The organism is Calothrix sp. FACHB-168, from assembly GCF_963889195.1.
In the GTDB taxonomy this organism is placed as follows: Bacteria; Cyanobacteriota; Cyanobacteriia; order Cyanobacteriales; family Nostocaceae; genus Aulosira; species Aulosira anomala_A.
Map to the genome: position 1 here is coordinate 72,249 of NZ_CAWPNJ010000035.1, position 23,706 is coordinate 95,954.

The following is a 23,706-nucleotide window of genomic DNA, read 5'->3' on the forward strand; positions in this document are numbered from 1 at the left end:
AGCCATCGCGTAAATTACGAATTACGAATTACGAATTAAAATCTATGCATTCCGTATCCGTTCTAAAGCATCAAGAGATTTTTGAGCCATTTCTGTTTCCCCGGCTTTTTGGAAAATATTTGCTGCTATTTGCAAATCAGAAATTGCTTGCTGCTTACTTCCCAAGGCGTAATTAGACATACCTCGGAACAAATAAGCATAACCAATATTAGAATCCAGGTTAATAGTTTGGTCAAAATCAGATTTAGCTTCTTGATATTGCTTTAAGTTAAAGTAAGCAAAACCTCTACCAAGATAGCCATAGGGATTATTGGGTACTATTCGGATTGCTTGATTAAAAGCTTGAATAGCGCCGCGATAATCATCCTTTTCTAACAATGTAAAGCCTTGGCTAATATAGGTTTTGAAGTTATCTTTATCAGTGCTTGATTGAGTGAATTGAGTTTGCAAATCGTTGGTTGGTAAATTTTGGGCGTTAGCTTTAGGAGCGCAAACCATTAAGCCAAATACAACCATCAAAGAGGCTAAACCTTTAATACCTTTCATTTTTTGTTCTCCAATAAAATAAATGACAAACAGTCGTGAACATTGCTAGTAGAGACAACGTGACATTGGCTGCTTTAGTGATGCAAAACCTTGGTTTTGGTTGTCTCACTGCTCTATAGTTCTCAGCTAGTAGAACTTATGCAGTTTGAAAAAGTGAAGCAATTTTCCTTTGCTGTTTGTCTATATCTTTGGGAGTGAGGGGGTTATGTAAAAAATTGGGTATAGGGGAAGCCGTGACGGCTACACAGGAGTCTCAAGTATCTGAATCTTGCACCTGTACCCTTAAAGGGTGTAGGTGCAAGATATCAAATGGGAAACTTTTGCGCCGGATTAACCAAGAAACTCCCAAAGCACTCTATCAAATAGCGCTTTCACGTTTTAAATAGTATTTTTGCGGAATCGCCATTTTTACATTTGTAGGTTTGGGAAGAATTACGTACATAAGTAGCAAAGGTAAAGAAATGCATATTAGCATCACGGATGACTTGAAGAAGCGATTTCATGCCACCTGCGTTATGCGGGGTAAAAATATGAGCCAAGTAGTCATTGAGCTAATCGAGCAATGGCTGGAAAGCAACGAGGTTTCCCAAGCAGGGGAGATAAAGAGACTATAGCAGTAAACCAAATTGAATGGTCTGGCTACTGGTAAAACCAGTTCTGAGAAACCTTATCAAATTACATAAATGGAGTTTAAGTAAATGGTACAAACAATCTTAATTTTGACAGCAAATCCTCAAGGTACTTCACAACTACGTTTAGATCAGGAGGTGCGAGATATTCGAGAAGGATTACAGCGAGCAAGGCAACGCGATCAGTTTATCTTAGAACAGAAGTGGGCAGTGCGACCGAGAGACATCCAGCGAGCAATGCTGGATATCAATCCTTCTATTATTCATTTTTCTGGCCATGGAACAGGGGATGAGGGTTTAGTATTTGAAGATGAAACAGGTTCAGCAAAGCTAGTTGATGGCGAAGCCTTAGCGGGATTGTTTGAACTGTTTGCAGAGCAAGTTGAGTGTGTTGTTCTCAATGGCTGTTATTCGGAAGTGCAAGCAGAAGCGATCGCACAACATGTTAATTATGTAATTGGTATGAAAAAGGCGATCCCAGATAAAGCAGCAATTGAATTTGCTGTAGGTTTTTACGATGCTTTAGGTGCAGGAAAGCCCGTGGAATTTGCTCATAAATTTGGTTGTGCTGCAATTAGGTTAGCAGGTATTCCAGAGCAACTTACTCCAGTTCTCAAGAAGAAGCCAAATATTAATGAGAAGGAAAATTTACCCCAAAAGCAGCTTTCAGTAATCAACGAACCAGCATCAGAGACATCTGAATATTTTAAGCAGGTATCTCAATTAGTCCAGCTAGGAATGCTAAAGCAGCAGGCTGAATTACTTTCAAATAGCGAAGGTGGTGATATAGGCGAGCATATAAGAGGTGGAACACTAGCTAAACGTATAACAAATGTGTATCTTCATAATTTTATTATTGAATGCCAATTTGATAACCCCTATTACGCTACACTTGCGGATAATTGGGCTTATGGTTTTGCGTTTAAAGATAATACAAGCAATGATTTAAACGATTCTAATCGCAAAGGTTTCGATATCGTGATTAGTTCAACGAAAGAATGGAAATTCAAATCACCAGCAGGGGACTATTATAATGGTCAATTATCAAATATTAATCTTTCAGATAAAGACGCAAATAAATTAAGTTTAATTGTCAAGGATAAAAAAGCTATATTTTATGTTAATGATATCTACATTCAAACTTTTGATGTTTCAGATATCAATCATAAAGGAGATGTTTTTTTAATATCACAGGGTGGTAGAAGTGGTATACCAATCTTATATCAATATAAAAAACTTCAAGTCTGGTCTTTAGATAAATAATAGACATACTGAATCTTAAGAATAACATTTTCCACTTCAGATACTAAATCTAGTCATAAGCTTACTTTTTGAGCTTTATAATCAGCTATTGCTGCATCAAGCTCTTTTAGAGCTTCAGGGTGGATAACAATTTATTTCATTTGCTAGCTCGGCAGACAAAAATTAAATAACCTGGAGATCATCTATGCGATATTACAGATATTTTCAGGTAAATAGACCACGCTGTAGGGGCACGGCATCAGTAAAATTATTGTATGTACCAAAAGATTGTCGGTGTTCCCTACGATAGATGTGGTTCAAATAGGTGAAAACTGCTGTAAGATACCCATAACTCAATCATTCCAGGTTGTAGCACAAGCTGATGCACCTCTACTCTGTCATGAGGATTAACTTGTCACGCCTTCCAACTCTTCATCAGTTAATTCATACAACTGACGTAACTTATCTAACTTATCTTTATCTGCTTGCCAAAAACCCCGCCCATGGGCCTCTAACATTCTGCCTACTATATTCCGAAAGGCTTCCGGGTTGGCTTTGCGTAACTTTTCCGCCATCTCTGCATCTAAGGCGTAAGTATCCGCAGCTTGGTCATATACCCAATCATCAGTAAAATCCGCAGTACCGCCCCAACCAATCAACGCCGTCATCCGTTGGGAGATTTCAAACGCCCCACCAGAACCTTGATTAGCCATTGCTTGCGCCCATTTGGGATTTACTAACTTCGTGCGGTATTCCATCCGCAGTAAATCATCTAAATTGCGGGGTGTGGTGTCTTTCGAGAAACTTTCAACAAAACTAGTGGTTATCTTCTTTCCGCGCTGTTTTTCGGCGGCTTTCTTCAATCCACCAGTATTAGCGTAATATTCTTGAATATCGGTAATACCATATTCTACCGAATCAATTTCTTGGACAATGCGATCGCTTGTTTTTAATAAAGTATTCAAAACCTCAGGTCTAGCCTGTCCCTTATCTTGTCTACCATAGCTAAACACATTGCGACTTTGCCAAGTATTACCTAACTCCTCACCCGATTCCCAATTACCATCAACAACTTGGTCATTCACCAACGAACCAAAATCGCCAGCCGGGTTAGAAAACAACCTTGCAGATACATTCTCCACCCCTTGCGCCTTTAAAGCCAAAGCGTGTTTTCTAATAAAATTCTTTTCTTCAGGTTCATCAGCATCAGCAGCCCGTTGAAACAAATCATCTAATAACTCGATAATATTCACAAAACTATCGCGGAAAATACCCGATAGATTTCCTAACACATCAATTCGCGGATGTCCCACATCAGCCAAAGGTTTCAACTCATAACGAACAATTCTCCCCGTTCCCTCCTTCACAGGTGCAGCACCCACCAATTCCAACAAAATCCCCAAGGATTCACCCTTAGTTTTAATCGCATCCAAACCCCATAACATCACCGCCACAGTCTCCGGATATTTCCCATGTTCTTGTAAATGCTGGGCGATAATTTTTTGCGCTATTTCCCTACCCCGTTCATAGGCAGCAGGCGACGGCATTCTATAAGGGTCTAAAGCATGAATATTTCTCCCCGTAGGTAACACCCCCGGCCCATCCCTTAACAAATCACCACCAGGCGCAGGCGGAATATATTCACCATTTAAACCCCTCAACAAATTCCCCAACTCATCAGTCGATTGCATTAATAAATCTCTAATTTCTTCCTCCTCCTCTCTGTGTTCTCTGCGCCTCTGCGGTTCATTTCCAAAATAAGCCTCCAAATACCCCGCCAACTTTTCCTCATCCGGTTCCTCCCCCAAAACATGCAACCCAGAAGAAAACAACCGCCCTTCTAAAACCTGCAAATACTCATACAACTTCACCAAATAATCATCAAAAACATGGGCGCTAAACATCCGCACATTTTCATAACTAAAAGGAATCCCCAACCTTTTCGCATCTTCCAACGGACAATCCGCATCCAATCCCGTATCAACAATTTTCCGACAAATACCTTCCTTTAAAACATAATTCTTTTTTGGATCTTCCCGATACTCAGAAATCAAATCCCTTAAAGCCAACAATTCCTTATACAAACCAGCACGACCATAAGGCGGGACATTATGAGAAATTAATACCCCATAACCGCGACGCTTCGCCAAAATTGACTCTGAAGGATTATTCGCCGCATATATATATAGATTAGGGATATCTCCTAATAAAATATCCGACCAAGAATAACCCGTATTTCCTAAAGGCGAACCCGGTAACCATTCCACAGTTCCATGCATTCCAAAATGCACCACAGCATCAGCTTGAAACTCATTTTGCAACCACTTATAAAAAGCTGCATATTGGGGATGGGGAGTTAAATCGCGTTCAAACATTAACCGCATCGGGTCGCCTTGTAAACCCAACGGCGGCTGCACACCTATCCAGATATTTCCTAACTGTACGCCGCCAATTTGAAACTCATCACCGTAAGTTTTAATCCCCGTTCCCGTCAAAGATTTCCATTGCTTTTCAATGCGAGAAGTGCGGAGATAGCCTAACCATTTCTCCAAGGTGCGAACGTTAACTGAAGCAGGGATTGTATCTTTCTCTCCTTCATTAATACTTTCATCTGCTTCTTTTACCCAGCGAATTAACTCTTCCCCATCATCCGGTAAATCGCCTATGGTATACCCTTGTTCTTTCAATGCCTTGAGGAATTTTAATAAACTGCGTGGCACATTTAATAAAGCAGCCGTACCCACAGCCCCATAACCAGGAGGGAAACCATATAAAATAATCGCTATTTTCCGCTCTGATGCAGATTTTTGACGTAAATTAATCCAGCTTTTTACCCTACCAATTAATCGCTGTACTCGTTCGGGAATCAAATAAATATCTTCACCCACCAAACCACCCAGGGGAACAGTATCAATCGCCCCATCGAGTTCAGGTAAAGCATATAAAACTACACTTTGTAAACCGCCAATTCCTTGACGAGTCCAAGAATAAATATCTTGAATTAATAACGGTGCAGCAACAAAATAAGGTACATTTTTTGCTGTTAAAATGCGTTTAGCAACTTCCACCTGTCGCCCTGCTTCCATTGAACCTGCAGGGCCGCCAACTAAAGGAAAACCAATTGTAGACACAACAGCATCAACTTTCACCGCTTCTTTGGAAAGAGAAGGAGTTTCAATATTACCAAGTTCTCTTTGCTGAATTTCATAGTCAGTTGTCATCCAATCTCTGACAGCTACATGCCCTTCTACACCATTAATAAAAATTGGTAAGGGAATTAAACCAGCCGCTTCAAAACGTCTAATTAGTTGGGGAATATATGTTTGTTTTGTAATAACATGTTTTCTGTACAGTAAAATACCAACAACTGGACAATCTGACTTATCTGTATTTCCAATGCCCCATGCCCCATGCCCCATGCCCCATTCTAAATATGCTTTTGGTGATTCAAAAAAACCTTGATAATCTGGATGCAATAAACCCATATTTGGCGTTTCCACAGGTGCGGGAATATCGCCAATTTTTAAGCCTAAATATTTTTCTGCTAATGTCCAAAATAATGACGCAACATTATCTACACCACCAGCATTCCAATAACCGTAGATAATTAACCAGTTGCGTAAATCTTGAACTTTTTGTACTGGCACATATTTGAGTAATTTCGGCCCTACTTTTAAAAAGCTAATATAACCAGCGAGTTTATCTTCTTCTCTACCATTACTAAATTTATCGAGAATAAATTTTACTGGTTTGGGCATACCTTTGGGTTTATCGCCAATAGCAAAATCGCCCAGCTTGGTTAGACTCATCAATTCCAAAGCCGACTCAAACACTAGACGGATGGGAATTTGCGAAATGCGATCGCGCAGCCACAAAACCTGGTCATAATCAAATATTAAACTGCCAAAAAATACCTCAGCGCCTTGGAGTGCGGTTTCTACTTCCTGACGCTTGGTGGTAATATCGCGATCGCTAAACACGCGAATATCCAAATCTAAACAGCGAGAGTTAGCTAAAAACGCCGCTTTTCTATACAAGTCAGCGTTAAAGGATTCAAACCCAGCAATCAAGACGATGCGTTTCATGCAGTAAGTTATAAAATATCTCTTGATCTCGATCTTAATTCGCTTTTCAAGGTAAAACCTCACAACTTACGTACTCAGATCCCCCAACCCCCTTCAAAAGCCAGGGTCGTTTTATTGGTATTTTGTCATTATACTTAAACTTACGGTTGCAAATTTACCTTATTTGCTGTAATAAATCTGCAAACAAGGTAATTTCTGAGATTTGTTGTTATGAGGCTGGCATAAAATTACACCGCCATCCCTGGGCGATGCTGTAACCAAGGGTTAGCAGCTTCTAATTGTGCGGCTAGGCTGATGAGTGTTTCTTCTCCACCAGGTTTACCAACTAACTGTACGCTAATGGGTACGCCGTTACTATCAAAGCTGACAGGAATTGCGATCGCGGGTTGTCCTGTCGCATTTGCTACCGGGCATGGTGCAATCCAGTTAATAATATTTTGGAATGTCTCTTCTGGACTCAAATCTGCCCATTCTCCCACTTTAATCGGTGTATGTAAATATACTGGAAGTACCAATACATCCACGTTATGAAAAAACCCGATGATTTGCCGCGATACGATTTGCATTTGCGCCACAGCTTTTAAATATTCCGCCGCCGAACCCGATCGCGCTAACAAAAATTGATTGAATGGTTGTAATGCTGGCGCAGGAATTCCCGCCGCACCCACTCCAGCTTGCCACACAATTTGAAATGGTTCGATTAAGCCGCTAAAATCTGGGGATTTCTCTTCTATTTTATGCCCCAGCTGTTCTAATAACTTAACTGTTTGTAATACGCCTTGCTCGCAGTTAGCATCTGCTGCACCTAGAGGCGGAATGATAGTAGTGTAAGCAATCTGTAATTCCCCTGGTGGTTTTTCTGTAGCGGCGAGAAAAGATGACTGTGGTTCTGGTAACCAATAAGGATCGCCCAGGAAATAACCTGATATAGTATCTAAAAGTGCTGCTGCATCCGCAACAGTACGGGTAAGGGGGCCGTTAGTGGCAATTCCCGCCAAGCGATCGCCTACAGGCGCGTTTGTCACTCTTCCCCGTGATGGTTTGATACCTACCACACCACAACAAGCCGCAGGCCCCCGAATGGAACCACCGCCATCGGAACCTTGGGCGATCGCGCACAACCCTGCAGCGACGGCTGCGGCAGCACCACCACTAGAACCGCCAGGGGTGTAATCTAAATTCCAAGGATTTCTCGCCGGAGGAAAACCCGCAGGTTCACTGTAAGGAAAAGAACCTAACTCCGATGTGGCGGTTTTACCTAAAATCACAAACCCAGCTTGTTTAATTCGCGTTACTACCCCATCATCATAGTTGAGGATATTGTTAATTAATGCCGGATTGCCGTAAGTACAGGGGACACCTGCGACAGCGTTTAAATCTTTGATGGAAATCGGTACGCCAAAAAAAGGCGGGAGTTGGGAATTAGTGGCGAGAAATTCAGTTTTGGCTTTTGCATCTGCGATCGCAAATTCTGCCGTCACTGTAAAATAACTTCCTAATTGCGGATTTAATCGCTCAATTCTTCCTAAATAAATATTTACCAATTCTACAGGCGAAATTTCCCGGCGACGGATTAATTGCGCCAAATCTAATGCGGGAGTAAAAGCTAAATCAGTTTCATTCATGCGTTAACTACGAGGTAGTTGCAAAATTTCTGCAAAATTCTAACTTAAGTTGTTACTTTAACAGGATTTTTGGGAACTATATCTTTACAGTTCCTGAGATTTTTTCATTAACGAGGATACTCAGCTGCAACAGGCGTGGTTTTTTTGTAATACCACATGCGGAAATAGCCTGGTTTGAGATTTTGGTAATTCCAGAGATTTTACATCCCACATCTCTCAAATCCCCCATCTAAAATCTCAAATCTCAAATCCAAAATTGCGATCGCCAAGCCGCACAGTCATTTTAATTGTTTGGCATAATCTTTCAACCCATCCCCAAGGGGTATTTATGGCGAATCTGGAAAAGCTGCTACATGAATTGACAAAACTTGTTGAGAGTCTTAAGCTCACTATTGGTGATTCTCATGCGATTAAGCAAGAAATTATCCGGCTAAATTTTATTCAAGAAAAACTGCGTAATTTAAAAAGTGCGATCGCAGAAGAATTAGCTGTTGCAAAAATTAATAGTTCAGTAGGTAGCGCAGCTGCTGGAAGTACAGAAAATTCTCTATTAAGTTCTGATAGTTGTTTCGTTGCACCTTTACTGACAACTGGCGAAAAATTCATCGCCGAAAAATTTGGTACTGGTGCTAATAAGCTATCTTTCAACGATTTAGAAGCAAAAATTAGCCGTTGGTTAGAATGGGGAGAATTACTACAGACAATTTCTGAAGATATTTTAAGTAATGCCCAATTTATTAACCAACTTAGTAGTAATATTAACTATCCTAGCTTATCCAGCCAATTCCAAAAACTCGAAGCCAAGCTGCAAATAGACTTAGCTTATGGTAAATCTAGAGTTTTACAGCAGCAACATCAGCAAATTGTTAATTCTCAAGAAGAATTATTGCAACTACAGCAAAAATCTACAGAAGTATTTGAAAATATTAAGAATACGCAAAATATTTTATTAATACTACTCAATTTATCAGCCTTTTGCGGTAATTCTGGCTTAGAGCTAGAGTGGTTTGACGATGAATATGGATTCATCATCTCTAGTGGTGGTAACTGCCAAGCATTAGCCGATATTATTTATGAGTGTGAATTATTTCAAGAAAAAATTCACAATTTAATTGTAGATACAAAGATTTTATTAGAGCAGGCAGAAATAGCCTTAAATAATCTACCAAAGCATCCAACAATAGCAGGATTAAGACAACTAATCGCTGACAACAAAACACAGAAGTTTTTCGCTTTGGGTGTAAGTGTATTGGTATTAGGCTTTAGCACTTGGACAGCAACAAATTATATTATGCATATCCAACAAGAGCAAAAGCTTAAACAGGAAAAAACTTCTGTATCTAATTTAAAATCTGCTCAAAAGCTGGGTATGGAAGCAGCAGTTTTAGTGCAAAAAACTCCCTTACCGCTCAAAGATTGGCAACAAGCACAAGATAAATGGCAACAAGCCGTCAAATTGCTAGAATCTTCGCCTCAAGGTACATCTGTTTCTAGTAAAGTTCAAACTCAATTAGCTACATATCGGGGTAACTATACGACTATTAGCAAAAGAGTAAACCTAGAGAAAAATGCAGCCTCAAAATTAGAAACTGCCGATAAATTAGCTCAAGAAGCGGCTTTTATCATCAAAAATGCACCTAAAGAAGCAGTAATTATGACACAAGCTAAGGAGAAATTACAGGAAGCAATAAATTTACTAAAAGCGATTCCCGCAGGTACGTTTGTGTCGCCACAGGTGCAAGAGAAGTTAGCTACATATCAACAGAAATATCAGGAAATTAAGGGAGAATAAACTAATTCAAAATTCAAAATTCAAAATTCAAAATTCAAAATTTATGATTTTTGACTATTGACTATTGACTATTGACTGTTGACTATTGACTATTGACTGTTGACTGTTGACTGTTGACTAATAACAAATAAGAGACAATAGAAAACAGTAGTCTTGAATATAGGGAGTCATAACCATGACCGCTACTCAAAATCGCCTGTGGACGGTGGAAGAGTATCATCGGATGATTGATGCTGGTATTCTGAATGCTAACGATCGCGTTGAACTTTTAGATGGTCGGATAATTCAAATGAGTCCACAAAAACCACCCCATGCGGGTACAACCCAGCGAGCATGTGATTATTTTAAAGCCCAACTAATGGGAAAAGCTCATGTAAGAATGCAGCTACCTATTACTTTGGCGACTTCTGAACCAGAACCAGATATCGCTGTAGTCCGCATCGATCCAGCAGCCTATGGCGATCATCACCCGATATCCTCAGAAATATTACTGTTAATTGAAGTTTCTTATAGTACTTTTGACATTGATTTTAATGAAAAAGCTCTGATTTATGCTAAAGCCAATATCGCAGATTACTGGATTTTAGATGTTATTGAACGCCAAGTTTATATTTTGCGTCAGCCAACAGAATCAGGCTATCAAGATATAGTTATTTTAGCTGAAGATGCAGTTATAGCGCCATTGGCTTTTCCCGAAATTACCATACCATTTTCAGAATTATTTCTTCCCTAATTTAAAGTTAGCACTTTATGTCTGTAAAAAGCTATGACGCAAATAACAGCAATTACAGAAGCAATTACCACCCTAAAAGATACGGAAACTCGATTTAATTTAACTCGGAATGAATCTGAGGAATTTTTTACGGAATGGGTTACAGAATTACCAGAAATTACTGAATCTGAAAAAGCTTCTCTGGATGTGTTGCGCCGTAGATATCTGTATCATCGTGGTGAAGGTGATTTATTAGAAGGGACAGTCATGTTATTGGTAGTGTCCCCCTTATTAGCATTAGCAGGTTTTTACGACCCACCTTTTAAGATTCAGGCTGAAGCATCTGTAGAATTGGTGCTGAATGATGGGGAGGAAATATTGCGGGGAAGAATTGATGTTTTGGTGCTGCAAAATCAGTTTTGGGTAGTGGTATTAGAGTCCAAAAAAACTACGCTTTCGGCTTGGTCAGCTATACCGCAAGCACTAGCTTATCTCATGGCTAATCCTCACCCCGATAAACCTGTTTTTGGGATGGTGACTAATGGAGATGATGTTTTATTTATTAAATTAACGCAAAACCCTACACCACAATATGATTTATCGCGGGTATTTGCTTTATTTACTTCTAATAGAGAACTGTATGCAATTCTCCAAATTCTCAAGCGAATCACTCACGCGATCGCACTTTGAATGATAAATTAATTACCAAAACTCACAATTCCTGACCACTGAACCTTTTTTTGTTGTTCTCGGCGGTAGGAAAAGAAATGCTCTGGTGTTTGATAGGTACAATAAGGTGCGATCGCAATTTGTTCGCCGCTAATTCCCAAAGCTTCTATTTGTAAAGTATTTACCCGACGCACATCTAATTTGACTTTCCCCGCCTCATCATCAGCAATTAAAGGAGAATTAGCCAGTTCGTGCAAAGCATCAACTATTGCATTTGCGTCTTCATGTGATATAATACTACCCCCAACTTCTGCCGCTACTTCCACAGAGACTTGGTAAACCTCACCAGCGATCGCAGGCCCCATTGCAATCCGCAAATCTTCTAACTGACTACCTTGGGCTTGTAAACGGGCGATCGCTTGAGGGACAATTTTTTTCGCCGTTCCCCGCCAACCTGCGTGAATTGCGGCTACCTGTCCGGTTTTGATATCGCCAATCAACACAGGCGTACAATCAGCGCTGGCTACCCATACAGCTTGCAAAGCTTTCTCGCTAATTAAACCATCTGCAGAAGCTAAAGCAGATTCACCTTCGCCATCTACATCATCCCCACCGGTAATTAACTTCGTTTCAACTTCCTGCGGGGTGAGTACAGTATTGCCATGAACCTGTTTCAAGCGATAAACTGATGCCTCTGGTTGTAGCACCTGTGTTAACTCTTGGGGCGATCGCGGCCAAAACGGATGGGTAAAAAATCCGTGTGACCAAGGTTCGAGGAGACTACAAGTAAGGTAGGGCATTCCTTGCCAATTGCGCCAGTGCCAAGTGTGCATCTTAAACCAAACCTAAACAGAAAAACATCAGCCAAACAATTTTGGATTTTGGATTTTGGATTTTGGATTGCTTTTACCAATTCAGCAAACTTTCCCTTGGGATTTTCGCTGTTGTTGGCACTGTCGTCAAGTGCTTTTGAAGGCATGAACTAAAACAATCTCAAATCGGTAGTCTCAAATTTAAAATTGCCAATCAATTAATGCTAACTTGTAGAACGGGATTTAGGTTAACTGCGTGGGATTTGATTTGCAAACTTTGACAGCAGCCTTGGATTCAGGGCGGCAGTATTCATATTTACCATTTTCTTTGCATATTTTTGATAGTGTAGCTTCAACGAATCAAACCCTCTGGAATTTGCTAGCACAGGGGGCGGAACCAGGATGCGTAGTAATTGCGACTCAGCAAACGGCTGGGCGCGGACAATGGGGTCGCCAGTGGATTTCAGCAGATGGGGGATTATATATTTCCGTAGCAATGCACCCCAAAATAGCAGCTACAGACAGTTACCAACTCACCTTTGCTACTGCTTGGGGGATTGCAGCACAATTGCGTAACTGCGGTATCAACGTCGGAATTAAATGGCCTAACGATTTAGTTTTAGACAGTCGGAAGTTAGGTGGTATTTTAACGGAGACTAAAGTTAATCAGGGGAAAATTACCCAAGCAGTTATTGGTGTAGGAATTAACTGGGCAAATCCCGTGCCAGACACCGGAATCAACTTAGAATTATGGCAAGCTTCTCAGCCTGTCAAACTCATTGCTTGTCTAGAAATGTTAACTGCTCAGGTTTTATTAGGGATAGAATCCGGTATTCAGTGCCTTTTTAAAGAAGGAGTAAACGTACTCTTATCTCGCTATCTAGATTTACTGACGAATATGGGCGATCGCATCCAAGTTAACGACCACGTAGGCACAATAGTTGGGGTGACACCTCAGGGTAATTTACGAGTTAACCTAGAAACTTATAATACAAAGGAAACAATTCTACCAGAAATTTACATTCAACCCGGTACAATCAGTTTGGGTTACCAAAAATCTTCGGTTTAATTTAAGGTTTGTTTAAAATTTCGCTCTTTGGGCAAGACAAACCACCGGCATCATTCTGTTTAGATTATTTAGCAAAAATTTGAGAGAACAAATGACGCAGCCACATAACTCTGCCCATAAACGTTTGCTAGTGACAACAAAACGCTTTGCTTCCACGCTACCAGCACAGGGCCTCTGCTGGCTGAGTAGCTTTAGCCTTCTGGGTAATAGTTTGGTGCTAGCGCAAACGGAAACTTCTATAGACAACATCGTTCCTACTATTGAAAATTCTCAACCGACTACCCCAGTTAAAATTCCAGTTAAACAAGATACTGTAAATTCAGAGGTAACTCGTCCCCAAGTAGAATTTTCAGAACGACGTGCCAGACTGAAAAAGAGATTACAACGGGGGACTGTCTCCCAATCTCCACAACCAGTTAGACAGGCGCAACCAACGAAAACACAAGCGACTGAACCTGTTGTGATCAGACAGGCTAAACCACAAGCAGAAACTTCTCAGGTAGCGCCAGCCAGAGTCAATCAAGAAAAACCTGCACCTACGCCACGCACTGTACCTGAGAAACTTCCCGAAGTTGCTCAACCACCCCAAACTACCAAAAGCCCAGTGGGTAGCACGGAAGTCAAACCCAAGGAAGATTACAACAACGCTTATATTGACCCCACTGATTACAAAGTTGGCGGCACTTATCAAGCGCCTAATTCTGTCATCATTACCGAACGCTCTAGCGGCTGTAAAGCGACTTTACCCACAGGACAAGCTATATCAGATAGTCTTTGTGGCAAAGCACCCAGTAGCCAGACTGTAGCTGATGGAAATAGCAAAACCCCGCCCAGTTGGTTAAGAAGAAGCCAAACTGCAAATTTAGGCAATACTAACGTTGTTAGACCAATCGCCGCTACTGGTAGCAGTCGCAGATGGCGTAATCTGCCAACTCCTACGAATAATGTTGCAAATCGGATTGCTTCTAGCGTAGGTAAGAGCGACTATAACCCCAATCGCTTTATTCCTAGCCCTGGTTATTTTGCGAATACAACCACAGTCAGTGCAACGCCAATCGCTCCCAGTGCAGGTAGTTTATCAGCACCAATGGCTGACGGTAACTTTGCACCCCGGCCTAGCACAGTTGCTTACGACTTTCCATTATCATCCACCTTACCGCAAATTCCTTATGCAGGTAGAGTTGCTTATAGCGGTCAGGGAATGATGTTCCCCTTATCGATTCCAGCACCAATTACCTCATTGTTTGGCTGGCGGATTCACCCGATCACAGGCGATCGCCGTTTCCACGCTGGTACAGATATTGGCGCACCCACAGGTACACCAATCCTAGCTGCTGCTAGCGGTCAAGTAGAATCTGCTAACTGGATGGGTGGCTATGGTTTAGCCGTCACCATCAACCACAGTTCAGCCCAGCAAACTCTCTACGGTCACATGTCACAAATCTTTGTGCGTCCCGGTCAGTTTGTGGAAGCGGGAACTGTCATTGGTCAAGTTGGTAGCACTGGTAACTCTACAGGCCCCCACCTGCACTTTGAAGTCCGCCACCTGTCGCCCAATGGTTGGGTAGCAACTAACCCAGGCGTATACTTAGAAACCGGCTTGAGCAACTTGCTCCGCAGCCTGCAGACAGCCCAGTTGGATAAGCAACCTGGTTCGTAGAGGGGCTAGGGAAAGGGGACAAGGAATTTTAGATTTTAGATTTGTGATTTTGGATTCCAATCTAAATCCAAAATCCAAAATCCAAAATCCAAAATTGTTTCAATGCCCCATGCCCTATGCCCTATGCCCCCTAAATATATCCATGTTCTGCCAGGAATGCCGGGGTAATTCCATCAGAATGAGAATCTTCCTGAGAATTAGGGTTTGGTTTGCCGGCATAAAGGAATTTCTCGACATATTTGCCCAGAATATCTCCTTCAAGATTTACCAAACTCCCAGATACTAAATAACGGAGATTGGTGTCGGCGTAGGTGAGGGGGATTACCGCTACTGTAAATTGGCTGATTTCTGGTTCGTAGGCGGCTACAGTGAGGCTAATGCCATTGACAGCAATACTACCTTTGGGCACAATGTACCGAGCGATCGCCTCAGATGCTTTAAAGGTCATTTCCCAAGAAGTAGCTGTTTGTTCTGCTGATATTAACCAACCTACGCCATCTACATGACCCATGACAAAATGACCGCCGACTTTACTCCCTACCCGTAACGAAGCTTCGAGGTTAACATATTTTTGTGGTGTGTCCTCTTGTCCCAATGTGGTGCGGCGTAAAGTTTCTGGTGATGCAGTGGCAATAAAACCGTCCTTTAAAACTTCTTCTACGGTTAGACAAACACCATCAACAGCAATACTATCGCCATAAGCCAGATCCTGCATAATTAAATCAGATGACTGACTTACACAAGTGATTTGCCAAGAATCTCCCCCTAAGGGTTTCATGGTTCCTAAAGCTTGGATTAGTCCTGTAAACACAGCTTGTTCGCCAAAGTAAATCTATTTACTGCCTAATTTTGCCTAAAATCTCCTCGTAATTCCCTCCATAAATGTTGCAAAATCAAAGTATATTTTCTGACTTTATTTAAGATAGGGATATTATCACATTAACATCCTGAACAAGGCATACTTGGGTAATCAGGATATTGTCTAAGTAGACCACTTTGACTTAATCTGGTGTTCACATCAAGTTCAAGTTCAATATCAGCAATTATAGAGAACAAATGCCTATGTTTATTTCTGTGCCGGACTTAACCCATAAAGGGTATTATTTGTTACTTCCTAACCAAGTACTCCAAGGAGCGTAGAGGCAAGCGCCAATGATTGAAATGAGAGTCGCTGGCATAGCATTAGATGCCATAACCCGCAGCCCAATTGTACTTCTCAAAGATTCATCCGATCGCCGGGCTTTACCAATTTACATTGGTCAAGAACAGGCAAGAGCGATCGCGGGTGCAATTGAGAGTCAAAAGCCTCCACGGCCTTTAACTCACGATTTAATTGTAAATATTCTCGAAACCTGGAATTTGACTCTAGAAAAAGTAATTATTCATTCCTTGCAAAAGGATACCTTTTATGCAGCATTAATAGTCAAGCAAGGAGAGACTACAAAAGAAATTGATTCCCGTCCTAGCGATGCGATCGCCATTGCTTTGCGTACAAATACCCCCATTTGGGTAATGGAAGAAGTAATTGCAGATGCTTCTATCCCCGTAGATCGTGACGCCGATGAAGCAGAACAACAAGCCTTCCGCGAATTTGTCTCAAATCTCCGTCCTGAAGATTTGATCAAACGCTTTGGTAATGGTGAAAGTTAGAAAGTTCAGTGTTAATTGCTCAATCAAAAACAATAAACAAACTCAACAATAAACAACTAGGAAGAAGAAGTAAAGAAAAGCACACAATTTCTTTATTTTTTCTTCTTATGAGTCAATGGTCAATGGTCAATAGTCAATAGTCAATAGTCAATAGTCAATAGTCAATAGTCAATAATTAACTAACATAACTAACAACTGACAACTGACGACTAACAACTGACAACTGACAACTGACAACTGACGACTGACAACTGACAACTAACATTTATGCAATATCGACGCTTTGGCAAAACTAATTTAAATTTGTCTGTTTTTTCTTTGGGAACAATGCGCTATTTAGCTGATGCTGAAAATGCATATCAAACCATTGAAAAAGCCTTGGCGTTAGGTATTAATCATATTGAAACGGCTAGAGGTTACGGCAAAAGTGAGGAGTTTTTTGGTAAAGCACTCCAAGCTGGATTGTCTGTACCTCGTTCCCAACTTTATATCACTACTAAAATTCCGCCAACAGTCGATGCTGATACCATGCGTCGCTATATTGATGAATCTCTAGAAAAATTGCAGCTAGATTATCTCGATTGTTTGGGAATTCATGGTTTAAATACTTGGGAACATCTCGAATTAGTGCAAGCTGGTTGTATCCAAGCTGTACAAGAAGCGATCGCAGATGGTAAGGTGTGCCATGTGGGTTTTTCTACTCACGGATCGTTAGATTTAATTCAGGCAGCAATAAATACAGATTTATTTGAATTTGTCAATCTGCATTATTACTATTTTTTTCAACGTCATTCACCAGCTATTCAATTAGCTGCTGAGAAAGATATGGGGATTTTTATCATTTCTCCAGCAGATAAAGGGGGAAGACTGTACACACCACCCCAAACTTTGAAAGATTTGTGCGCACCATTTTCACCCTTAGAGTTAAATTATCGCTTTTTATTGAGCGATCGCCGCATTACTACTTTAAGTGTAGGGCCAGCCACCCCAGAAGAATTAATTGCACCTTTGCAAGTTGCTGATAATGTTGATGAATTAACAGCAGTAGAAATAGCAGCTTTTGAACGGTTAGCAAATCAACAGCAAATTACTTTAGGAACCGAGAAATGTAGCCAGTGCTATGCTTGTTTACCTTGCCCAGAAAATATTAATATTCCTGAAGTATTGCGGTTACGAAATTTAGCAGTAGCCTATGACATGACAGATTATGCTAAATATCGCTATGGCATGTTTGAAAATGCCGGTCATTGGTTCCCTGGAATGAAAGCGAATCGTTGTACAGAATGTGGAGATTGTTTACCCAGGTGTCCGGAAAATTTAGATATTCCCGCTTTGTTGGAAGATAACCATGAGAGATTAAATGGCAAAGCTGGCAGGAGATTGTGGGGTTAACCGCGTTAGACTGTTCGTTACATGCAATGTTAAATGCGATCGCTATTCCCAAAAATTATGCAAGTCACACAACAGCGATACTACACCCCAGAGGAATATTTAGAGTTAGAGGAAGCTGCTGACTACAAAAGCGAATATATTGATGGGCAAATAATTCCAATGGCACATGAATCCATCAATCATAATTACATTGGGGGAAATTTTGCGGCTGCGTTAAATTTTGCATTTAAAAAACTAAATTACCAAGTTTTCTTTTTTCAGATGCGGTTGTGTATACCTAAAAAAAGAATTTACACTTATCCCGATGTCATAATTGTGGCGGGTAATGTAGATTGCTATCACAAGCGTACAGATATAATCCTCAATCCACAGGTAATTATTGAAGTATTATCAAAATCAACCAAAGCCTACGATTATCATGATAAATTTGAGGCTTACCGAACAATTCCCACTTTTAAAGAATATTTATTAATCGACCAAAACCGGATTTACGTAGAACAATTTTCTAAGACGGGTAAGAAACAATGGGCGCTGCGTGAATATGATGAAGAAGATGAAGCAATATCACTTGTAACCGTACCTTTTGAAATTTCCTTGCAAGATTTATATAACAAAGTACGATTTGAGCTTGGAGAATCAGAAGCTGAAAGCACTGATGTAGAGGGATAAGGTGAAAGCGATCGCTGATTTTATGCTTTCATGCCATATTATTTTAGACATCTGTTTTGATACGCAAAGTCTACAAGGATAAAAGAATGGGTAAAAGTAAGCTGATAGCTTTTGGCTGGTATGGTGGCAAATTCAGCCATCTTGATTGGCTTTTACCACTTTTGCCAAATGCCCAGCATTATTGTGAACCATTTGGTGGTTCGGCAGCAGTTTTGCTTAATCGCAATCCTTCACCCGTTGAAACATATAATGATTTAGATGGTGAAGTAGTAAATTTTTTTCGTGTACTACGAGAACAAAAAGAAAGTTTAATTGAGGCTATAGGTTTAACGCCTTTCTCTCGTGAAGAATTCGAGATCGCAATATCTCAGCCTAAACCAGATTTATCTAACTTTGAACGAGCTAGAAGATTTTTTATTAGGGCTAGACAAGTAAGAACTGGTTTAGCACAAAAAGCAAGTTCTGGAAGATGGGCACATTGTAAACTAACAAGCCGTGCAGGTATGGCTGGTGCAGTTTCAAGATGGTTAGGAAGTGTAGAGGATCTGTCTGAAATTGTGCAAAGGCTTTTAAGAGTGCAAATTGAGCATGATTCAGCAATTAAAGTTATTCAACGTTACGATTCTGAAGAGACTTTATTTTACTGCGATCCTCCCTATCCACACGCTTCTAGAGGAGATAGTCAAGCTTATGCTTATGAAATGAAAGATGATGAACATCGAGAATTGAGTCAGGTTCTTCATAATGTTAAAGGCAAAGTTGCTATCTCTGGTTATCAATGCGATTTAATGTCAGAACTATATGGTGATTGGCAATCGATAACTGCACCGACTAAGGCTTGTCATTCGACAAAAGGATTAAGAACAGAAGTGCTATGGATAAATTACGATATTGAGAATATAGAAAAAGAATTTGTGATTAAAAATCGAGAAAAGGCCGAATCTCAATGTCAACCCCAGCAGCTATCCTTGATTTAGCTTTTGATCAGGTTGTTGGTGATTTAACACAACCAGTTATTGATGATGCTGTCATTTCTAGAAATATAGAATTTGTGTCTCGTCATCCTCAAAATCGAGCATGTGTTCGGTTACTTTTAGCTTGTTGTTTGGCAAAATCTCACAAATCAAACCTAGATATTCGTAAACCCTATACCGAAATTAGTGGCTCAGACTGTTATTCAGGTCGTAGATATGATGAAGTATATATAACAAGCTTTATTAATCAACATGAACTCCCATGTAACCCAACAACGGCTTTTCTTACACCAGCACTGCGCAACAGAAATATTATTCTCACACCAGAAGTTAATTTAGTTGGTAAGCCTCCGATTCTTTACAAGACTGTACTGCAATTACTCGATAATGTTTATCAAGGTCAAGTCTTGGCTGAAGATATGCTGGCTGAAACTATTAGATATCTTTTAATAATTAGAGATGAAAATCGGCAACGCCTTACTAGTCTCATTGCCAATTTGAGAACTCTTAAAGGCGCTATTCCTCTTTCTACTGAAGCAATTGTGAAGTTAATTGAGCAACACTTAAATTGTCCTAATTCTAGCAGATTGCCAGTTTTAATTGTGGCTGCTGCCTACACAGCCGCTTCAAGTTATTTGGGACAAATAGCTCTACCTCTGACAACTCATAATGCAGCTGATGAACAAACAGGGGCACTTGGAGATATTGAAATTACGCTTTTCAACGATGACAATGTAATAACTAGTTACGAAATGAAAATGAAGAAGGTTACGGTGGACGATCTTAACCGTGCCATACAAAAAATTAGAGCTTCATCTCAAAAAATTGATAACTATATATTCATTACCACAGAGCAGATTGATCAATCTGTACAAGACTATGCCTCAGGTATTTATGAACGCACAGGTGGCATTGAATTTGTAGTGCTAGACTGCATCAGTTTTCTTCGTCATTTCCTACATCTGTTCCATAGGTTACGAATGAATTTTCTGGAAACTTATCAACAGTTAGTAATTGATGAACCAGCAAGTGCTGTGAACCAATCGTTAAAAGAAGCCTTTTTAGCGTTACGTCAAGCAGCTGAAAGCAACAAGGAAGATTTAGAGGAATAAATCTATATTGAATATGGCGATCGCACTTTTTACCCCACAATCCCTAACTAACTTCGATAAAATCACTATGGTGCTACTTAAACCTTTCCTAGCCTGATGAAAAGCGATCGCCCTCTGACTCCTCAACCCAACTCACTCACCCTTCAACGTCCGGAACTACTCGCACCAGCAGGTAACTGGGAGTGCGCCAAAGCTGCTGTGGAAAATGGAGCAGATGCAATTTACTTTGGCTTGGATCGGTTCAACGCCAGAATGCGGGCGGAAAATTTTACTGAGGCGGATTTACCTCAATTAATGGCTTTTCTTCACCTGCGGGGTGTGAAGGGATATGTCACAGTTAATACATTAATTTTTCCCCAAGAACTACCAGAGATAGAGCAATATTTACGGTCAATTATTGCTGCTGGTGTGGATGCAGTCATTGTGCAAGATGTCGGTTTATGTCGTCTTATCCGTCACCTATCACCTGATTTTCCCATCCATGCTTCTACGCAGATGACTATCACTAGCGCGGCTGGGGTGGATTTTGCTAAATCTCTCGGCTGTCATTTGGTAGTGCTAGCTCGTGAATGTTCTCTCAAGGAAATCAACAAAATTCAGCAGCAAATCCAGCAAAATCAAGCTTCATTGCCTTTAGAAGTCTTTGTTCACGGTGCTTTGTGTGTGGCTTATTCCGGTCAGTGCTTGACGAGTGAAGCTTTAGGTGGACGTTCTGCGAATCGGGGGGAATGTGCCCAAGCTTGCAGAATGCCCTACGAGTTAATCGCTGATGGAGAAAGTGTTAATTTAGGCGATCGCAAATATCTTCTCAGTCCCCAAGACTTAGCTGGCTTAGATGTTCTCCCTAAATTGGTGAAGTCGGGGGTAACTTCTCTCAAAATTGAAGGTCGGCTGAAAACACCAGAGTATGTTGCTAATGTTACTCGCGTTTATCGGGAAGCTTTGGATCGGGTGATGGGCGAAGGGGACGCAGGGAAAAGTCGAGAAGAGGAACGGTATAACTTGGAAATGGCGTTTTCTCGTGGGATTTATACAGGATGGTTTGGGGGAATTAACAATCAAGAATTGGTACATGGACGCTTTGGGAAGAAGCGCGGGGTGTACCTGGGGGAAGTGATTCGCATTAGTAACGAACAGGTAGCTATTAAATTAGAAGCACCTGTGAAACCTGGGGATGGAATTGTCTTTGATTGCGGACATCCAGAGGCGAAGGAAGAAGGTGGGCGCGTTTACGCAGTTACCCAGAAAGGAAGAGAAACATTGCTGACATTTGGTCGCAGTGACTTAAACTTTAGGCGAGTGCATGTAGGCGATCGCGTTTGGAAAACTAGCGATCCAGAACTTGATAAGCAACTGCGGCAAAGCTTTGCGGGCGAAAATCCTCAATTTCAGCGCCCGATTGATTTAGAGATTTATGGCGAACTTGATGGATTATTAACTGCGATCGCTCGCGATAAACAAGGTCATGTAGTCCAGGTAGACTCTACAATATCTCTGGTAGAAGCACATACCAAACCCCTAACTACAGAACGTTTACAAGAACAATTTGGTCGTTTGGGTAATACTCCCTTCTGTTTAGGAAACCTCACCAATCACCTCAATGGTGCAGTAATGATACCTGTGAGTGAGTTAAACAGAATGCGGCGCGATATCGTCTCTCAATTATCAGAGTTACGCAGTCAACCCCAACGTTGGGAACTACGTTCTGATGTTTCTTTCAAAGATTTACTCCCCCCATCCCCCCGTATATCCCCCTCTTCCTCCCCCTCACTGATCGTTTTAGTCCGCAACCTCAAGCAACTCCAAGCCGCACTTAAAGCTGGAATTTCCACGCTGTACTGTGAATTTGAAGACCCCCGTTTTTATCGGGAAGCAGTGCAGATGGTGCGCCAAGGAAGCAGTCAACAGTCAACAGTCAACAGTCAACAGTCAACAGTCCCCTCTATTTGGGTTGCACCTCCGCGAATTACTAAGCCTGGGGAAAATTGGATTCTGCAACAGGTGCGTGATTGTAATGCTGATGGGTATTTAGTGCGGAATTACGATCAGCTACAATTCTTTGCTGCAGAACGCTGTATTGGTGATTTTTCCCTGAATGTTGCTAATGCTTTAACCGCAGACTACTTTCATCAGCGCTATGGTTTGGAACGGTTAACCGCATCCTACGACTTGAATATTACCCAACTCGAAAATTTGCTGACTAGTTGTCCGCCCCAGTGGTTAGAAGTGACAATCCACCAACACATGCCGATGTTTCACATGGAGCATTGTGTATTTTGTGCTTTCCTTTCTAGCGGGACAGATTATACTAACTGTGGCAGACCATGTGAAAAACAGGAAGTAAAATTGCGCGATCGCGTTGGTAGCGAACATGTCCTGAAAGCAGATGTCGGGTGTCGCAATACTGTATTTAACGGCACAGCCCAAACTGGAGCAGAATACGTACAGCGCCTTATAAGCTTAGGTGTACGTCAATTTCGCATCGAATTTGTCAATGAAACACCAGAGCAGGTGAGTAAAACCATACATTGCTACCAGCAACTACTGCAAGGTGAAATTACAGGTTCTCAACTCTGGCGAGAATTAAAGTTGCAAAATCAGCTAGGCGTCACTCGCGGGCCGATGGGAGTGTCTGGGCTAGGGGCTAGGGGCTAGAGATTTTCTCGTGAATGGCTGATTTGCAATCAGAATGTGACAGATTGTCATTTGTCATTGGTCATTTGTCAAATATCTGTTATCTGTACCGCATACCAATTTAAAAAAAGAATGCGACAGATTGTAGGGGCATGGCACTGCCATGCCCTCTAGAATATATTGATGTGCCGCTAATTAATGAGTATCAAAGACTCATTTACGGGAATTAAAGACTCATTCACGAGCATTAAAGACTCATTCACGAGTATCAAAGACTGATTAATGAGTATCAAAGACTGATTAATGAGTATCAAAGACTGATTAATGAGTATTAAAGACTGATTAATGAGTATCAAAGACTCATTCACGAGTATCAAAGACTGATTAATGAGTATCAAAGACTCATTCACGAGTATCAAAGACTGATTAATGAG

General features: G+C 41.0%; 18 protein-coding genes. 13 read left to right on the plus strand and 5 right to left on the minus strand.

Annotated features, from left to right (window positions below; translation table 11 throughout):
• Positions 1-42: 42 nt before the first annotated feature.
• On the minus strand, positions 43-546 hold the full coding sequence (locus AACW45_RS21520) for a tetratricopeptide repeat protein (protein WP_199331197.1): 504 nt from the start codon (positions 544-546) through the stop codon (positions 43-45).
• A gap of 422 nt (positions 547-968) precedes the next feature.
• On the opposite strand from AACW45_RS21520, the gene AACW45_RS21525 reads away from it, so the two are divergent.
• Complete coding sequence (locus AACW45_RS21525) at positions 969-1,160, plus strand: plasmid partition protein ParG (RefSeq protein ID WP_277880421.1); 192 nt, start codon at positions 969-971, stop codon at positions 1,158-1,160.
• A gap of 105 nt (positions 1,161-1,265) precedes the next feature.
• Positions 1,266-2,438 (plus strand): CHAT domain-containing protein, encoded by a 1,173-nt coding sequence (locus tag AACW45_RS38445; protein ID WP_373462075.1) that lies wholly within the window; start codon positions 1,266-1,268, stop codon positions 2,436-2,438.
• A gap of 386 nt (positions 2,439-2,824) precedes the next feature.
• Here AACW45_RS38445 and bchH read toward each other — a convergent pair whose 3' ends face one another.
• Positions 2,825-6,502, minus strand: a complete 3,678-nt coding sequence (gene bchH / locus AACW45_RS21535) for a magnesium chelatase subunit H (protein WP_190634625.1) — start codon at positions 6,500-6,502, stop codon at positions 2,825-2,827.
• A gap of 227 nt (positions 6,503-6,729) precedes the next feature.
• Positions 6,730-8,127, minus strand: a complete 1,398-nt coding sequence (locus AACW45_RS21540; RefSeq protein ID WP_190634627.1) for an amidase — start codon at positions 8,125-8,127, stop codon at positions 6,730-6,732.
• Positions 8,128-8,455: 328 nt separating this feature from the next.
• Here AACW45_RS21540 and AACW45_RS21545 point away from each other — a divergent pair, with 328 nt between their 5' ends.
• The 3 genes from AACW45_RS21545 (at position 8,456) to AACW45_RS21555 (ending at position 11,321) form a co-directional block, all read left to right on the plus strand.
• Positions 8,456-9,919 carry a hypothetical protein gene (locus tag AACW45_RS21545; RefSeq protein WP_190634630.1) on the plus strand — a complete coding sequence of 488 codons (1,464 nt, stop codon included), beginning with the start codon at positions 8,456-8,458 and terminating at the stop codon, positions 9,917-9,919.
• 175 nt (positions 9,920-10,094) lie between these two features.
• Positions 10,095-10,652 carry a Uma2 family endonuclease gene (locus tag AACW45_RS21550; protein WP_190634632.1) on the plus strand — a complete coding sequence of 186 codons (558 nt, stop codon included), beginning with the start codon at positions 10,095-10,097 and terminating at the stop codon, positions 10,650-10,652.
• Between the two features lie 33 nt (positions 10,653-10,685).
• Positions 10,686-11,321 carry a type I restriction enzyme HsdR N-terminal domain-containing protein gene (locus AACW45_RS21555; RefSeq protein WP_190634633.1) on the plus strand — a complete coding sequence of 212 codons (636 nt, stop codon included), beginning with the start codon at positions 10,686-10,688 and terminating at the stop codon, positions 11,319-11,321.
• Between the two features lie 8 nt (positions 11,322-11,329).
• On the opposite strand, the gene pgeF is transcribed toward AACW45_RS21555, so the two are convergent.
• Positions 11,330-12,133 (minus strand): peptidoglycan editing factor PgeF, encoded by an 804-nt coding sequence (pgeF, locus tag AACW45_RS21560; RefSeq protein ID WP_190634635.1) that lies wholly within the window; start codon positions 12,131-12,133, stop codon positions 11,330-11,332.
• Positions 12,134-12,368: 235 nt separating this feature from the next.
• Here pgeF and AACW45_RS21565 point away from each other — a divergent pair, with 235 nt between their 5' ends.
• Together AACW45_RS21565 and AACW45_RS21570 are read left to right on the plus strand one after the other, a co-directional pair.
• Positions 12,369-13,181 carry a biotin--[acetyl-CoA-carboxylase] ligase gene (locus AACW45_RS21565; protein ID WP_190634637.1) on the plus strand — a complete coding sequence of 271 codons (813 nt, stop codon included), beginning with the start codon at positions 12,369-12,371 and terminating at the stop codon, positions 13,179-13,181.
• Positions 13,182-13,272: 91 nt separating this feature from the next.
• On the plus strand, positions 13,273-14,841 hold the full coding sequence (locus tag AACW45_RS21570; RefSeq protein ID WP_190634639.1) for a peptidoglycan DD-metalloendopeptidase family protein: 1,569 nt from the start codon (positions 13,273-13,275) through the stop codon (positions 14,839-14,841).
• A 130-nt stretch (positions 14,842-14,971) separates the two neighbouring features.
• On the opposite strand, the gene AACW45_RS21575 is transcribed toward AACW45_RS21570, so the two are convergent.
• Complete coding sequence (locus AACW45_RS21575; protein WP_190634641.1) at positions 14,972-15,652, minus strand: riboflavin synthase; 681 nt, start codon at positions 15,650-15,652, stop codon at positions 14,972-14,974.
• A 341-nt stretch (positions 15,653-15,993) separates the two neighbouring features.
• On the opposite strand from AACW45_RS21575, the gene AACW45_RS21580 reads away from it, so the two are divergent.
• From AACW45_RS21580 to AACW45_RS21605, 6 genes are all read left to right on the plus strand, one after another.
• Positions 15,994-16,491: a bifunctional nuclease family protein gene (locus AACW45_RS21580; RefSeq protein ID WP_096643083.1), complete on the plus strand. Its 498-nt coding sequence runs from the start codon at positions 15,994-15,996 to the stop codon at positions 16,489-16,491.
• Positions 16,492-16,758: 267 nt separating this feature from the next.
• On the plus strand, positions 16,759-17,883 hold the full coding sequence (locus AACW45_RS21585; RefSeq protein WP_190634643.1) for an aldo/keto reductase: 1,125 nt from the start codon (positions 16,759-16,761) through the stop codon (positions 17,881-17,883).
• Between the two features lie 57 nt (positions 17,884-17,940).
• On the plus strand, positions 17,941-18,552 hold the full coding sequence (locus AACW45_RS21590; protein ID WP_190634644.1) for a Uma2 family endonuclease: 612 nt from the start codon (positions 17,941-17,943) through the stop codon (positions 18,550-18,552).
• 86 nt (positions 18,553-18,638) lie between these two features.
• Positions 18,639-19,529: a DNA adenine methylase gene (locus tag AACW45_RS21595; protein ID WP_190634646.1), complete on the plus strand. Its 891-nt coding sequence runs from the start codon at positions 18,639-18,641 to the stop codon at positions 19,527-19,529.
• On the plus strand, positions 19,499-20,638 hold the full coding sequence (locus tag AACW45_RS21600) for a restriction endonuclease, SacI family (RefSeq protein WP_190634647.1): 1,140 nt from the start codon (positions 19,499-19,501) through the stop codon (positions 20,636-20,638). Before AACW45_RS21595 ends, AACW45_RS21600 begins: the two co-directional genes overlap by 31 nt.
• 96 nt (positions 20,639-20,734) lie before the next feature.
• Positions 20,735-23,293, plus strand: a complete 2,559-nt coding sequence (locus tag AACW45_RS21605) for a U32 family peptidase (RefSeq protein ID WP_190634649.1) — start codon at positions 20,735-20,737, stop codon at positions 23,291-23,293.
• Positions 23,294-23,706: the final 413 nt, after the last annotated feature.